This window comes from Psychrobacillus sp. NPDC058041 (assembly GCF_042885655.1).
Classification (GTDB): domain Bacteria; phylum Bacillota; class Bacilli; order Bacillales_A; family Planococcaceae; genus Psychrobacillus.
Window position 1 is genome coordinate 500,748 of record NZ_JBHVRO010000003.1, and the last position, 14,641, is coordinate 515,388.

The window sequence follows — 14,641 nt, forward strand, 5'->3', positions numbered from 1 at the left end:
ATCTGAGGAGCGCATCTCTTCTGCGACGAGCCTGCGCAGGAGCAACGTCTTTTCCTGCGACGAGTAACCGCAGGAGCAACGTCTTTTCCTGCGACTAGCTTGCGCAGGAGCTACTACTGATTAGCTTATGATTAGAATGCTACTTTTTCGGTATTTAAAAAGATGGGGGGAGAATAAAGATGAAATCGCAAAGAGATATGGAACAAAGAAACAGAGCAAATGATTATGTGCATGAAGTCTATGAATTGGTGAAGAAACGCAATCCAGGCGAGAAAGAATTTTTGCAGGCGACTCGTGAAATTTTTGATTCCCTTCGTCCAGTATTTTTAAAACATCCTACATTTATTCATAACGGAATTTTAGAACGTATTACGGAGCCCGACCGAGTGATTACTTTTCGTGTAGCTTGGGAAGATGATACTGGGAAAGTACAAGTGAACCGTGGTTTCCGTGTTCAATTTAATAATAGTCTTGGCCCATATAAAGGTGGAATTCGTTTTCATCCTACTGTAAATAGCAGTATTGTAAAGTTTCTTGCTTTTGAACAGACATTTAAAAATGCCTTGACCGGTCAGCCAATTGGTGGAGGAAAGGGTGGCTCCGATTTCGATCCTAAAGGTAAGTCGGAGCGCGAGATTATGCGTTTTACACAAAGTTTTATAACAGAATTGAGTAAATATATTGGTGCTGATATGGACGTTCCGGCAGGGGATATTGGTGTTGGTAAGAGAGAAATCGGCTATATGTTTGGGCAGTATAACCGGTTAAAAGGTGGTTATGAGGCGGGAGTATTCACAGGTAAAGATCCAAATCATGGAGGTAGCTTAGGAAGAAAAGAAGCGACTGGATATGGGTGTGTTTATTTTGTGGAAGAAATGCTGAAGGAAGCAGGTAGTAGCTTCGCAGGAAAAACAGTTATTGTTTCAGGCTCGGGTAATGTGGCTACTTATGCTATGGAAAAAGCAATTGAGCTCGGTTCAAAAGTATTGGCTTGTAGTGATTCTAACGGATATATTTATGATCCAAACGGAATTGACGTCCAAACTGTTATTCAGTTGAAAGAATTAGATAATAAAAGAATTCAGGAGTATACAAAATTTCATAAACAATCCACGTATCATGAAGGCTGCACAGGCATTTGGACCATCCCTTGTGATATTGCTTTACCTTGTGCAACGCAAAATGAACTAGATGAGAAAGATGCTGCATTGCTTATTGGAAATGGAGTAAAGGCTGTCGGGGAAGGAGCAAATATGCCCTGTACCGAGGAAGCGGTTCTTGCGTTTCAAACAAATGGAGTATTATTTGGTCCAGCAAAAGCAGCGAATGCAGGGGGAGTGGCAGTTTCAGCAATGGAAATGTCACAGAACAGTATGCGTCTTTCTTGGACGGTAGAAGAAGTAGATGAAAAGTTAAAGAGTATTATGAAGAATATTTATGCAAGTTGCCATGATGCGGCAAATAGTTTTGGATATCCAGGAAATCTAGTAGTAGGTGCAAATATTGCTGGATTTTTAAAAGTAGCAGATGCCATGGTCTCACATGGCATACATTAATAGAACAGGATCTTTTCTAAAGTCACTTTTGACTGAGATGAGGTCCTTTTTTGTTTTAATAAATTCTTTTTTATTTCCATAGATCTATAGAGCTTTTATAGATACCAGGCACCGAAACTATATGTCTAGTAGAAATTTTCTCTTTTGTACAAACAAACACGATTGTTTAAACATTCACGTTAGTTTTGGTGCCTGGCACCAGTAACATTTCTGTAGTGGTATTAGACGTTTTATGTAATAGAATTGTTACACAACTGTAAAATCACTTCGGTTTAGTTCGTGTTAGTATGGGTGTAGAGAAATTTTCAAACAATTTTTGTAAGAACGTTTTTCGAATTTAAAGCTTTTGGAGGAACATGAGATTTGACTTCTTTGTTTAAAAAAATCATTACTATCTTTAGTTTAACTGTAATTTTAGCCGCGGGAACATTTGCAGGAAATACAGAAGCAGCAAGCTCTGTAGCATCGACTCAAATCGTATCGAGTGCGAAAAGTCTAGTAGGAATTAATTATCGTACTGGTGGAACAACGAAGGCAGGATTTGACTGTTCAGGATTCGTAGGGTATGTTTACAAACAACACGGAGTTTATTTACCAAGAACAGCAGCTGGAATGTACAGCACAGGAACATCCGTGAAAAAATCTAATTTAGCCGTGGGAGACTTAGTTTTCTTTAACACAACAGGTAAAGGCGTATCCCATGTTGGAATGTACATAGGCAGTGGAAAATTTATTCATGCTTCTACATCAAAAGGTGTTAGAGTTGATAAATTAAATGACCCATATTACTGGGGTTCAAAATATGTTGGAGCTAAAAAAGTAGCAAAAGTAGCTGTAGCAAGAAAATAAATTTAAATGATAAAACCGTTTCGGCATTGTGCTGAAACGGTTTTTTATAATCTTTCAACTTTTCAATAACTTTGATCAATGTTAAGCTCTTCGCAACATGAGAATTTTCTACAGGACTACTTAATACAGTGCTTTTATACATTAAGTATAATGTAAATTTTTAAAATAATCACTATACTTATATGTAAGCGCTTAACTTAAAGGAGGTGTTTACGTGAAAATCATTGTTAGTCCTGATTCTTTCAAAGGTTCATTAACAGCAACAGAGGCAGCTCAAGAAATTTCTGCAGGAATTAAAGAAATTGACTCCACGATTGAGACTTTACTATTACCGGTAGCAGATGGTGGAGAAGGTACACTCGAGCCACTTATTAGTGCTACAAATGGACAAACAGTATATCTCGATGTGCATGATCCAGTCGGTCGGAAAATACGTGTGGAGTACGGTGTTCTTGGGGATGGAGAAACATGTGTCATTGAGATAGCGAAAGCATCTGGCTTAACGCTGTTAAAGGAACATGAAAAAAATCCGCTAGTTGCATCTACATTTGGAACTGGTGAGCTAATTACACATGCATTGGATAATGGGTATCGTAAGTTTGTCGTTGGTATTGGTGGGAGTGCAACGAATGATGGTGGAACAGGTATGCTTCAAGCGTTGGGAATGAAATTTCGAAACGAATTTGGAGAAGAAATTGCAAAAGGGGCAGATGCATTAAAAGATTTAGTAGAGATTGACCTCAAAAATTTTGATAATCGGTTACTGGAATCGCATTTTATAATCGCTTGTGATGTGGACAATCCGTTTATCGGACCAACAGGTGCTACTGCTATTTTCGGACCACAAAAAGGAGTCACGCCTGATTTAGTAGAAAAGTTAGATCGAAATCTACTAAATTTAGCAAATAAAGTGGAAAGTCTAACTGGTATTTCGCTTCATAATCAACCTGGAGCAGGTGCAGCAGGAGGGTTAGGCGGGGCTTTTCTAGCATTTTTTCCGGTTGAATTAAAACCAGGTATTGAAGTTGTCATGGAAGCAATCGACTTTCACAGACAAATAATAGATGCAGATTTCATTTTTACAGGGGAAGGGAAGTCAGATTTTCAAACACTTTCTGGCAAGGCCCCTATCGGAATCGCAAATGCTGCAAAAGACCAAGGCATTCCAGTTATTTTAATATCAGGTTTCATTGAGCAAGAGAGTATTCCGCAATTATCTCCTTACTTTTATAAGCTTGTGAGTGTTGCAGATAGTACTATTTCACAAGAAGAATCCATTGATAATGCTGCATATTATTTACGTTTGAGGACGAAGGAAATAATGAAATCTATCTTAGAGTAACGATTCTGTAACATAAAAAATCACCTCCGATACTTTTTGGGTATCGGAGGTGATTTTGTTTTAGTCGAAGTATAGCATGTCATCGCGGTAGTTTTGTTTTAGGTCTGATTCTAAGAAGTTTAAGTAACGCACAAGAAGTTGTGAAGCTTTTCCTCTAGTTAATACTTCGTTTGCGTTAATACGGTTCTTCTTGTCAGGCTCAATTAGTCCAAGCTCACTTGCGACATAGATGCTATCTTTTGCTTCTTTCGGAATTTTGTTATCATCGATAAATTTTGTTTTGTATCCAGGACTTGGAGCACGACCCTCTAATCCTAAAGAACGAACTATAATAGTTGCAGCTTGTGCTCGTGTGATGGAATCTTTTGCACCAAATTTCTTTGCATTGACTGGGCTGACAATGCCTTTGTTTAATGCACTTTCAATATATACATAGTTAGGGTCTTTTGGATCTAGGTCTTCAAATAACGCTTTTTTCACAGTATTTTTCTTAGTTGGTTTTTCTTCTAGTACACGTAAATCAACTGCTCGTGCAACACTTATCGTAAACTGATCTTTTTTCATTGCTGCGTCAGGTGAAAAGAAGTTGCTTGATTCATCGAAAATTCCAAGTGAATATAGTTTTTCTATATTAGGTTTTGACCAGTGATTCGCTATGTCACGGAATTTTGGAAATATGAGACGCTCTATTTTAGGTGTTTTTTCTTTATTTAAATAAAAGTTTCCAATAGTCGGGCCATAATCATGGAGATTACGGAAAGGAATGTTATACGTATATTCCGAAATCATATTGGAAGAGCTGATTACTGCATGTCCACCAACAAAGCTAGAAAGGGATGGAGTATGAGGTTCATATTCTAACACTCTAGATTTACTGTCAGATACTTTACTCGTTACAAATGCAGTTCCTTCTGGAGTTTGTATTTCATAATCTACAAACTGAGTGTCGGTAGAACCCCAAAAGTTTTTATATCCAACATCTCGACCAGCCATATAAACAGTAATTTTGTCAGTTTTTGTTGTCTTACCATCTTTGTAATTTTTAAGATAAATCTTACGAGCAATTACATTGCCAGAATAGTAATCAGTAGCAGGTCGATTATCGATAACAGAGCCTTGTGAAAATTGATAGTCATCTAGTGTATATGTACTTTTATCAGCCATCGTTACTTTTTCTGTATAACTTTTTACGACTGTGTTAGAAGTTGTTTGTCCTTTTTTTTCATAATTTTTTAAGTCTGAAACGTATACAACGTTGCGTGTTAGTTTATCTCCTGTTTCACTTGTTAATGTAAATTTATAAGTAGATGTCAATTGATTTTTGTTTTCTTTTTCTGTGATTGTCGCTTTACCTGTAAATTTAACAGGATAGCCTGCTAGAAAAAATACTTCTTCGTACATATATTCATCTAGAATTCCACCATTAAAATCAGGTACTTTCGCATATGCGGATGGAGTTACAAGAGTAATTACTAATAAAATAGTTGCTATTAATATAGAAAGTCTTTTTATATAGTCTTTAAATAAAATATTCATTTGGGTAGTCTTAACCTCTTTCTGTTTTTATTATAATAATGAAGGGCATGTAAACGAATTATTCACATGCCCACATTTTAAATTAATCTACTAAAATAATACGAGCTGTTGAATATGATTCGTGAATAATAAATAGTCGATCATTATTATTTACCATATCAATAGAAATTACTTTACCTTCTTTAATAAAAGTAGCTTGGCTAACGTCGAAATAATTTGTTGGATTATTATTTGTCCAATTTCCGTTATTCCATTGACTAGCATCTTTCAAATAAATAGAGGAATATGCCTTAGATTGTAGACGTCCAACTGAAACAAAAGGAGCTGGACTACCACTTCCAATAATGTGAGCAGCTACCACATGATTATCCTTCACATAGAAATAAGCATATTTGTTCGTGCTATACGTAAAGTTCTGAGTGGAACTATTATAATCCTCGACAACCACAGTATCATTACTAATATTTAATATAGTAGAATTTGGAGCAGAGTACCAATAATTATTTAATAATCTGCTTGCATTCGTGAGTAATATTCGGTTAGTACCAACGTTACTAATCTGTCCAAAGAATACTTCATGGTTCGACAAGCTAGGACTTTGGAATCCGTCATTTGTGATTTGAATAATATTTGCAAATTGAGATGAACTTCCGCCGTTCGTGATTACATATGCATCACCACTTTGTGCTAGTGCACTAGGATCAACTAAACGACCATTGCGAATAATGATAGTACCTTTATGATAAGAAATACTTCCATTACTAGAAAGTCTAATCTTTTGTGCAGATGTATCAACCGAATTTAATTTATCATGGATGGTTCGTTCGTTCGATTGCTTAATAATTATTTTTTGAATTACTTCTATACCTAGTTGTTTAATCGTTACATAGTAAACTTCATTGTTTACATAAGAACGTAATTGAGAGGGATCGATTATTTTATTACCTACATAAATAGGAGTTTTAGCTGTAAATGGTTTCGACGTAATTCCCTTTGAAACTGGATTTACCAGTTGCCAGTCCCAATTTTGAAAAACTTTCTCATCTTTTAAAACGAGCTTTTTTTGAGTCGCATCAATTTGTTGAATTGTTCCTTTGTATATATGTTCCACTTGAATCCCTTCAACAATTACTTCAATGGATGAAAGTGTATCAGAATCGTAATCTGTAAGATTAAGTTTAACGCGATCTCCTACAAACAATACGCTTAAATCTACAAGTTTTGTATCTTTAAAAACTTGAGTATCTTGGTCCAAATAAAATCTCTTCGATTGCTTATCCTTTAAATTAATCGCGATAAACTTACCATTACTATCAATTTCATTTACAGTTCCAGTTATATTTTCCCCTATTGCATTTGAATTTCCTTGTGCAATGTCTGCAAACCCACGAAGTTCTGTTACTTTTCGTAAATCAACCGATGCTTGTACCCACATTCCTTCTTTAAATGCATCGATAGTTGTAGAAGTAGAATTAATAAAAAGTGGCGTATATTTATCAATATTTAATGTAATAGTTTTACCATTATCATTTAACAACGTAATTTTTGCTAATTTTTTTTCGGTTGTTTTGTCACTTTGCACAACTTCTTCATAAGTAACATCCACGAACATTCCATTTACTATCGTAGAAGCATTTGCGGGAGTAGAAACGGAGAAGCTTGTGAACAATAATACAATAATGGTTAGTATGTATGTTGAATACTTAAACAAATAAAGTGCCTCCTATCTAATGGTATTTTTCTATATACTTGGTATATCGGTAGAAAACGGCCAATTGTTATAAAAATATGAGAATTCTCTTATTACTAAAGTCGGATTTTATAATAGTTTCGAGAAATGAGAAATCCATTTCGTTCCAAAAAAGAACCTAAATTTTATCAAAATAATTTGGAAAAGGTATTTCTAATTTTTTAAAAAGTAGTATAATTGCATATAATATATTGCACACAAAATAAGCTGCAATAATAATATTTATTGATAGGGGAAAAGTACGTCATGAATAGTCTAAAAATTCAAATTACAAAAAGCGAAAATAAAAAAGAAAAACTGCCAGCAGAGCAATTAATATTTGGAAGAACTTTTACCGATCATATGTTTATAGCAGATTATACGGAAGGGATAGGCTGGCATGATCAACGAATTGTCCCTTATCAACCGATAACGCTAGATCCATCTGCAACTATTTTGCATTATGGGCAAACTGTTTTTGAAGGAATGAAAGCTTATTTATCAGATGAAGGCATCGTTCGTTTATTTCGCCCAGAAGAGAATATGAAGCGAATGAATAATTCATGCGAACGTATGAGCATGCCAAAAATAGATGAGGAAAAAGCACTTGAAGCGTTGAAAGCTTTAATAGAAGTGGATAAAGAATGGATTCCTGCTGAACCTGGTACCTCTTTATATATTCGACCGTTCATGATTGCAACTGAGGCACATTTAGGTGTTTCAACCGCTCTTACTTATAGTTTCATCATAATAATGTCACCAGTTGGATCTTACTATAAAGAAGGTATTCATCCTGTAAAGATTCTTGTGGAAAGCAATTATGTTCGTGCTGTTGCAGGAGGTACTGGTACTGCAAAAACCGCTGGTAACTACGCTTCAAGCTTAAAAGCACAGGAAACTGCGGATCACGAAGGGTACGCTCAAGTTTTATGGTTAGACGGTATTGAACGTAAATATATTGAAGAAGTAGGAAGCATGAATGTGTTCTTCAAAATTGATGGGGAAGTAGTTACTCCAGCTTTAAATGGTAGTATTTTAGATGGAATTACTCGTAAATCTATTATTCAATTGTTGAAACATTGGGATGTTACGATAACGGAGCGGAAAGTTTCAATGGAAGAAATACGAGAAGCCTATCGTACAGGAAAGTTAAATGAAGCTTTTGGAACAGGTACTGCTGCAGTTATTTCTCCGATTGGTGAATTTAACTGGAAAGGCGAATTATTTTACGTGAACAACGGTGAAACTGGAGAGCTATCCAAGAAGCTTTATAATACATTAACTGGTATTCAAAAGGGAACTTTACCAGATCCATTCGGATGGGTAGTTGAGCTATAAAGGTTACTTGAGTCATTAGGTTATGAGGTATTGATCATTTGAATATCTAATATTTTTTTGAACAAGCTCTTGTGTAAATTTCTCAATATTGCCGTCATTATTCGCAATCGGCAATTAATTTGATTGGAATATAGACTTCTGATATTCTTTAGCAGTGCTCACAAATAGTGAGTGATGGATTTAGTAATAGTGTGCTTAAAACATAGTAATTTTGGGGGAATGGAAAATGAAACCGCTTATCGGTATATGTGCAAATTATTTATCGGACGATGCAATAGGCATGGAAGTAGGAATTGGAGCGGTGCAGCAGGAATGGCAATTACTTGCTGATGATTATATAGTTGCAATAGAACGTGCTGGAGGGGTGCCAGTAATTCTACCGATAACCGAGGATATAGAAACATTAACACCACTTTTGCAAAAGTTAGACGGTATTTTATTTTCTGGTGGTTCGGATATTGATCCAAATTATTACGGTGAATACCCTCGATTTGGTTTAGGATTAATTGAGCCAAGACGCGACGATCATGAATTAAAGCTTGCTAAAAAAGTTTTATTTGAAACAGCATTACCTGTCCTTGGAATATGTCGAGGAATGCAATTGCTAAACGTTGCAACAGGTGGAACTCTTTATCAAGATTTAGAGTCCCAAAAGCCTGAAGGAATTAATCATTCTGTACCTAAAGCGCTAAGACATTATCCGTTTCATCCTGTTAAAGTTGAGAAAGAATCTACGCTCTTCAATATATACAAAACGGATGAAATTGGCGTAAACAGCTTTCACCATCAAGCAGTCAAGGAGTTAGGCAAAGGATTTAAGGCGACTATGACAGCTCCAGATGGGATTGTTGAAGCGATTGAATGGGAAGAAGAACGCTTTGTCATAGCTGTACAATGGCATCCGGAAATGATGGAAGGGCCGATAGCAACTATCCGTCCGATTTTCAATGCTTTTGTGGAAGAATGTAAAGTAGCTAATCGAGTTCTTTCTATTATGGAAAATTCCGAAATCATAATTTAAAAATATGGTCCTCTCTTATGTCAAGACTATTTGACAATGGGAGGACCTTTCTTCTTCAGTTTGCATACGGTAGTTTTGGCAGTAAGTGCAGTAATCCCTTTCTTTTATTTCAGGATAAGTCTTAATGATAGAAGGAAGAAAATTTGTATCAAGGAATGGATGTGGTGATTTAATTTGTTGAAAATAGTATGAATAAGAACTAAAACTATAGTTCTCCATTTTATCGGCAATGAAACTAGAAGTATTAATTGGATTTTGGTGAATATAGCTACTCACATTAAGGAGACTAATTGGGTCCGAAACCATGCTTGCAAAATAACGAGGCTCATAAAGTTGCCCATAATAATTATATTTTCTTTTAAAATACTCTGAATATCTTTTGTTTACTAACACCATTATATTTGACAAAGGAATTTCTGGTGAGCGGAGTAAAAGGTGATAATGATTATTCATAATGCAGTAAGCAATCATAGTAAAAGAATGCTTTGAATAAGTATAATGAAGTGCACGGAAAAACAAAGCAAAATCACTATCATTTAAAAATATATTTTGGCGGTTATTACCTCTCAGTGTCACATGATAAAAAATTTCAGGTTGCCAAATCCTTCTCATTCTCCCCATTTTAACTACACCTCCAACATATTTCATTCACCATATAACAAAAGTAAAAATAGCACAATTGTCACAATTTGCATTTACCTGCGAAAATTTACTTTTGATAATCAAATACGCTCCAAAAGACAATTCTACAATGTAAAAAACACTCAAAATAAAATTTTGAAACTCAAAAATTTGTACTAACTTGTCGAACCAAGAAAAAGACTCTGAGTCTGAGAGTCTCTAAGGCTCCAAGACCCCCCAATAACCATTCTTTTAACAATCACTAGTTGCGATTTTCGATATAAGCTAGTCGTTGTTTGTGTGATAGAATAGGAGAAAAGAGGGGGATTCGGATGAAGGAGCAGGTTTTAATAATTGAAGATGAGGAGAATATTGCTCGCGTATTGCAACTGGAGCTGGAGTTCGAAGGATACGATGTGGAAATTGCATACACCGGTACAGATGGCCTCATTAAATATCGGGAAAAGAAGTGGGATTTGATATTGTTAGATTTGATGCTACCTGGTCTTAATGGACTGGATGTTTTAAGAAGAATTAGGGCGACAGAATCTGATACGCCTGTTATTTTGTTGACTGCTAAAAGTGATTTAGAAGATAAGGTAATAGGACTCGATCTTGGTGCGAATGATTATGTGACGAAACCATTTGAAATTGAGGAGCTTCTCGCACGTGTTCGTTCTTCTATTCGGTTTGCTAAATCCACTCCAATTCTTGTAACGAAGGATGAAAAAGTGCATATTTTCGAATCTCTCATGTTAAATGAGCAAACACGGGAGATACGTAGGGATGGGCAATCGATTAATTTAACTCCACGCGAGTATGACTTATTGCTTTATTTAATGAAACACCCTAACCAGGTATTAACGAGGGAACAGCTATTAGATGCTGTATGGGGATTTGATTATTATGGGGATACAAATGTAGTGGATGTATACATACGATATGTTCGGAAAAAAATTGAAGAAAATCAGAAAACTTCTCTTATACAAACTATCCGAGGGGTTGGTTATGTTTTGAAGGAGCAGAGGAATGAAGCTTAAAACGAAAATTCACCTATTCTCAACCTTTCTTTCCTTTCTTATTTTAAGCTTGATGAATATTGGTGTTTATTTTATTTTTGAAAAAATGGCATATGATACAGAATATAACCAACTAAATACTGAAACCGATGAGTTAATTAAGGCATTAAGTAAAATGGATTTAGAAGATGATGCTGCTACCATTCTACGGACGTATATTCCTTCTAAAGGCGCTATAAGGGTAAATAATAGTAAGGGGGAATTGAAATTATTTGTTCAGTCGATAGAAGATGTGAATGATTATCTGCCAAAGTTTAATGAGGACGAGCGGTATTCAATAGGAACTATTCAAGGGATGCCTATATTATCAATAAGTAAACCTGTCATTTGGGCTGATGGGGAAGTTAATGAAGTGGAGACAATGAAACTTCTTGTTGAAGTGGACAAAAATCTAAATTTTCTCAGACTTATATTAATTGGTGTTACATTAATAGGAATGTTCCTTATGACAATATCTAGTATTATGCTTGGCAAAATCATAACTGGACCAATTAAAAAGCTAATAAATACAATGTCTCAAAGTCGACTTTCCGGGAAATACAAAAAAATAAACGTACCAGCAAAAAGAAAAGATGAAATGACACAAATGGGAATTGCTTTTAATGAAATGATGGAGAAACTGGAACAAAACTATAACAAACAAGAACAATTTGTTTCGGATGCTTCCCACGAATTAAAAACGCCATTAACTGTTATTGAAAGTTATGCGAAATTACTTTCTCGACATGGATTTAGTCATACAGAAATTGCTAAAGAATCTGTTCAAGCAATTATTAGCGAAACTAGTAGAATGAAAGAAATGATTTCTCAAATGCTTCTATTAGCTAAGAGTAATGAACAATCTATTCGACCCACTGAGCAAGTGGATGTATTTGAACTGGTGGAAACTACTTTGCAATCAATGCGCACTGCATATAATAGAAAGTTCTTATTAAAAGGAGAAGGCCCCATCCTTGCAAAAACAGATTTAGAACAATTAAGACAATTACTTTTCATCGTATTGGATAATGCTCGAAAATACAGTGACAAAGAAATTAAAGCGACCATTTTAGAAAATGAAAATGGAACAAAAATATCTATTATGGATTACGGAAATGGAATACCTAAAAAAGATTTGGAACATATCTATGATCGTTTCTACCGAGTAGATGAAGATAGAAATAGAAAAACAGGTGGGACTGGCCTTGGTATGGCAATAGCTAAAGATATAGCGAATAGAATATCTGTAGAGCTCTCAATTGAAAGTGTAGTGGGATTTGGCACAACCATCCACATTTTTATTCCAAATAATCAAATTCTCAGCAATTTTTAATGTTCGTGAAGTATGATGTTTTTGGGGGAGGGAAAGCGTGAATGAAATTTTTCAAACAAAAAGGAATTCTTTCAATTTTTATTGTAATAATCGTTGCATTGGTAATTGGAATTGTATTGAATATTACACATAATCCTCAGTCGATATCTGAAAATGATTTTCGCTCCCACCTCGAGCAAATGTATGATGCCGAAGTTGCTGGTGTAACGATGAAACAAGATGTTTACAAGGCTGTTATTACAAAGAGTGGAGTATATTATTTAGTAGAAATGAATCCAGTCACTGGAGATGTATATTCACTAGAACAGACAGATGAATTTGTCGACGATAAACCAAGTAACAAAACAGAAAAGTCGGCAAAGGTTGACGAGGAAAATACACTAGAAATTTCGGAACAACCGTTATTGGAAACTAATGATGAAATTAAAACCACAGCTATAGTAGAAATTGTAAAACCTCCAGCGAAAATCATTATTACCGAGAAACCACAAAACTTAAGTATAGAATCAGATACGACTAAAACAACAAAATCTACTGTAGTTGTCTCTCCTAAAGGATTAAAATCTATACAATCAAAATTGGAAGAGAAAACAGCTGATGATAAGGATGAAAAGCAAATTAAAGAAATTATAAAATTTGCTATTAAAGATGTATTAAAATTAGAACAATCTAAGGCAGAAGAAACAAAAACGGATAAAACGAAAGAAGAAAAGCCAAAAGAAGAAGTGGCTAAGGGTGAGGTAGCAAAAACAGAAACTGTTAAAACAGAATCTGTTAAAGAAGAATCTACACAAATAGAATCATCCAAAACCGATGAAGTAAAAGTAGAAGAATCACAAACACCACCTGCCAAAACGTTAACAATTCAATCTGATACAAAGAAAACAGATACTGAATCAAAAAACGAAAAAACATCAACTATTCTAATTACAGAAGAACAAGCAATTAAAACCGCTATCCAACAGGTCAAAGGTACAGTAGAAAATAGTTCATTTGTTAAAACAAATGAAGGTGGTTACTATTTAGTCGTTATGAAAGCATCTTTACCAGAAACTGATTCCAAAGAAGCTTCCAAAACAAAGAAAAGTAAAGCTACTATTCAAGTGCATGCTATTTCAGGCAAAATTCTTTCCGTTACATGGGAATAAAAACTCTCATCAATTTCTAATAAAACTCTATGTGTATTCTCATTTAAGTGAATTATTATTACATTAACAAATAAATATTATTTAAAGTTGATGAACGAGCTTAGAAGGAAGTAAGTTCAGAAAACTTCAGAATTAGATTCGGGGAACCAAACAAAGAGCGATTAAAACAGTAACAATTAAAACGAAGCACAAAGAAGTAGAAGGATTTTTACGGCGATCTAAATAAAAACAAAACCCTTGAGCGATAACAAGGAAGTGAAGTATAAACACCTTATTCTACCATTCCCCGTAGAATAAGGTGTTTTTTTTTAGAATAAGATACTATATTAATAAAAGGTTGATTTCCACTGCAGGCGGACGCTTACTTCAAGTGCATCTTGTCTTTACTGTTTCCAGAAAGCTTTGGACGAAACATAGGCTACATCATTATCGTTAGAGTAGTGGATCGTGAAGTGACTGCGTCACTTCACGATCCATTTTTTCGGTAATCTTGCGGCAAATGTTTGTCCGTCGCTTTCTTGGAATATGAATGCACATGGTGTATTAGATTTTGATAATGAGAGATAAAACTCTTTCCTACTCTTTAAAGGCGTCCGAAGATACAATTTCGGACGCGGCTTCGCTTCTTTATCAATTGCTTCTTCCTATTTTTCTCTACTTCCACTAGCCCAATTGATAAACAAAAGAAAGTACCATTTCATTATTTATACAAAGCATATTCCCTTTCTTATTTACCCCGCTGATTGAAGCGGAAGGCGGCGACTCCTAGGGGATTAGCAAGCAAATCAAGACCCTGGACTGAGCGTAAAGAAATTAATTTCTGCGACGAGCTTTGCGCAGGAGAGAAAATCCAAATAAAGTAATTTATTTAAAAGGTGATTATTGATAAGTCCCCTTTTTTAGTGTTCATTGTTGCTTGGAGTGCAGGTGCTCGACTCCTGCGGGAATAGCAGATGTTTTTCTGCATCGAAAGCGAAGCGGCAGGTGCATGAGCCTTGAGACCCAGCAGGTAGCGAAGCGAACGAGGAGGCTCAAGCCATGCCCGCGGAAAGCGAGCGCCGGAACGGAAAGCAACAACTCGTTGAATGGATCACTATCTTTAATTTGCTT

At 35.4% G+C, this 14,641-nt stretch carries 12 protein-coding genes; 8 read left to right on the forward strand and 4 right to left on the reverse strand.

The window, feature by feature from the left end:
* Positions 1-179 precede the first annotated feature (179 nt).
* The 3 genes from gdhA to ACFVR1_RS07395 all read left to right on the forward strand — a co-directional run bounded on the left by gdhA (position 180) and on the right by ACFVR1_RS07395 (position 3,747).
* Positions 180-1,556, forward strand: a complete 1,377-nt coding sequence (gene gdhA, locus ACFVR1_RS07385) for an NADP-specific glutamate dehydrogenase (RefSeq protein ID WP_387582376.1) — start codon at positions 180-182, stop codon at positions 1,554-1,556.
* A gap of 363 nt (positions 1,557-1,919) precedes the next feature.
* Positions 1,920-2,405 carry a C40 family peptidase gene (locus tag ACFVR1_RS07390; protein WP_387582379.1) on the forward strand — a complete coding sequence of 162 codons (486 nt, stop codon included), beginning with the start codon at positions 1,920-1,922 and terminating at the stop codon, positions 2,403-2,405.
* Between the two features lie 214 nt (positions 2,406-2,619).
* Entirely contained in the window at positions 2,620-3,747 is a 1,128-nt protein-coding gene (locus ACFVR1_RS07395) for a glycerate kinase (RefSeq protein WP_387582381.1), read from the forward strand.
* Between the two features lie 60 nt (positions 3,748-3,807).
* Here the strand turns inward: ACFVR1_RS07395 and ACFVR1_RS07400 are convergent, their stop codons facing one another.
* Entirely contained in the window at positions 3,808-5,283 is a 1,476-nt protein-coding gene (locus tag ACFVR1_RS07400) for an S-layer homology domain-containing protein (protein ID WP_387582384.1), read from the reverse strand.
* 82 nt (positions 5,284-5,365) lie between these two features.
* Complete coding sequence (locus ACFVR1_RS07405; RefSeq protein WP_387582387.1) at positions 5,366-6,994, reverse strand: hypothetical protein; 1,629 nt, start codon at positions 6,992-6,994, stop codon at positions 5,366-5,368.
* Between the two features lie 285 nt (positions 6,995-7,279).
* Between ACFVR1_RS07405 and ACFVR1_RS07410 the strand changes: the two genes are divergently transcribed.
* On the forward strand, positions 7,280-8,350 hold the full coding sequence (locus ACFVR1_RS07410) for a branched-chain amino acid aminotransferase (RefSeq protein WP_387582390.1): 1,071 nt from the start codon (positions 7,280-7,282) through the stop codon (positions 8,348-8,350).
* A 226-nt stretch (positions 8,351-8,576) separates the two neighbouring features.
* On the forward strand, positions 8,577-9,371 hold the full coding sequence (locus tag ACFVR1_RS07415) for a gamma-glutamyl-gamma-aminobutyrate hydrolase family protein (protein ID WP_387582393.1): 795 nt from the start codon (positions 8,577-8,579) through the stop codon (positions 9,369-9,371).
* Positions 9,372-9,386: 15 nt separating this feature from the next.
* On the opposite strand, the gene ACFVR1_RS07420 is transcribed toward ACFVR1_RS07415, so the two are convergent.
* A complete protein-coding gene (locus ACFVR1_RS07420; RefSeq protein WP_387582396.1) occupies positions 9,387-9,992 on the reverse strand; it encodes a transposase in 606 nt (201 codons plus the stop codon).
* A gap of 332 nt (positions 9,993-10,324) precedes the next feature.
* Here ACFVR1_RS07420 and ACFVR1_RS07425 point away from each other — a divergent pair, with 332 nt between their 5' ends.
* Genes ACFVR1_RS07425 through ACFVR1_RS07435 form a run of 3 tightly spaced genes read left to right on the forward strand, consistent with a single transcriptional unit; the run spans position 10,325 to position 13,531 of the window.
* Complete coding sequence (locus ACFVR1_RS07425; protein WP_387582399.1) at positions 10,325-11,032, forward strand: response regulator transcription factor; 708 nt, start codon at positions 10,325-10,327, stop codon at positions 11,030-11,032.
* Positions 11,022-12,383 carry a sensor histidine kinase gene (locus ACFVR1_RS07430; RefSeq protein WP_387582401.1) on the forward strand — a complete coding sequence of 454 codons (1,362 nt, stop codon included), beginning with the start codon at positions 11,022-11,024 and terminating at the stop codon, positions 12,381-12,383. Before ACFVR1_RS07425 ends, ACFVR1_RS07430 begins: the two co-directional genes overlap by 11 nt.
* Positions 12,384-12,424: 41 nt before the next feature.
* Positions 12,425-13,531, forward strand: coding sequence for a PepSY domain-containing protein (locus ACFVR1_RS07435; RefSeq protein WP_387582404.1), 1,107 nt, complete (start codon positions 12,425-12,427; stop codon positions 13,529-13,531).
* 906 nt (positions 13,532-14,437) lie between these two features.
* Here ACFVR1_RS07435 and ACFVR1_RS07440 read toward each other — a convergent pair.
* Positions 14,438-14,641, reverse strand: a 204-nt coding sequence (locus tag ACFVR1_RS07440; RefSeq protein WP_387582407.1) for a hypothetical protein, incomplete at its 5' end; no start/stop codon positions are given.

Coding starts and splice junctions, on each gene's coding strand:
- gdhA (WP_387582376.1), top strand. CDS start 180: ATGAAATCGCAAAGAGATATGGAACAAAGAAACAGAGCAAATGATTAT.
- ACFVR1_RS07400 (WP_387582384.1), bottom strand. CDS start 5,283: ATGAATATTTTATTTAAAGACTATATAAAAAGACTTTCTATATTAATA.
- ACFVR1_RS07410 (WP_387582390.1), top strand. CDS start 7,280: ATGAATAGTCTAAAAATTCAAATTACAAAAAGCGAAAATAAAAAAGAA.
- ACFVR1_RS07415 (WP_387582393.1), top strand. CDS start 8,577: ATGAAACCGCTTATCGGTATATGTGCAAATTATTTATCGGACGATGCA.
- ACFVR1_RS07420 (WP_387582396.1), bottom strand. CDS start 9,992: ATGGGGAGAATGAGAAGGATTTGGCAACCTGAAATTTTTTATCATGTG.
- ACFVR1_RS07425 (WP_387582399.1), top strand. CDS start 10,325: ATGAAGGAGCAGGTTTTAATAATTGAAGATGAGGAGAATATTGCTCGC.
- ACFVR1_RS07430 (WP_387582401.1), top strand. CDS start 11,022: ATGAAGCTTAAAACGAAAATTCACCTATTCTCAACCTTTCTTTCCTTT.
- ACFVR1_RS07435 (WP_387582404.1), top strand. CDS start 12,425: ATGAAATTTTTCAAACAAAAAGGAATTCTTTCAATTTTTATTGTAATA.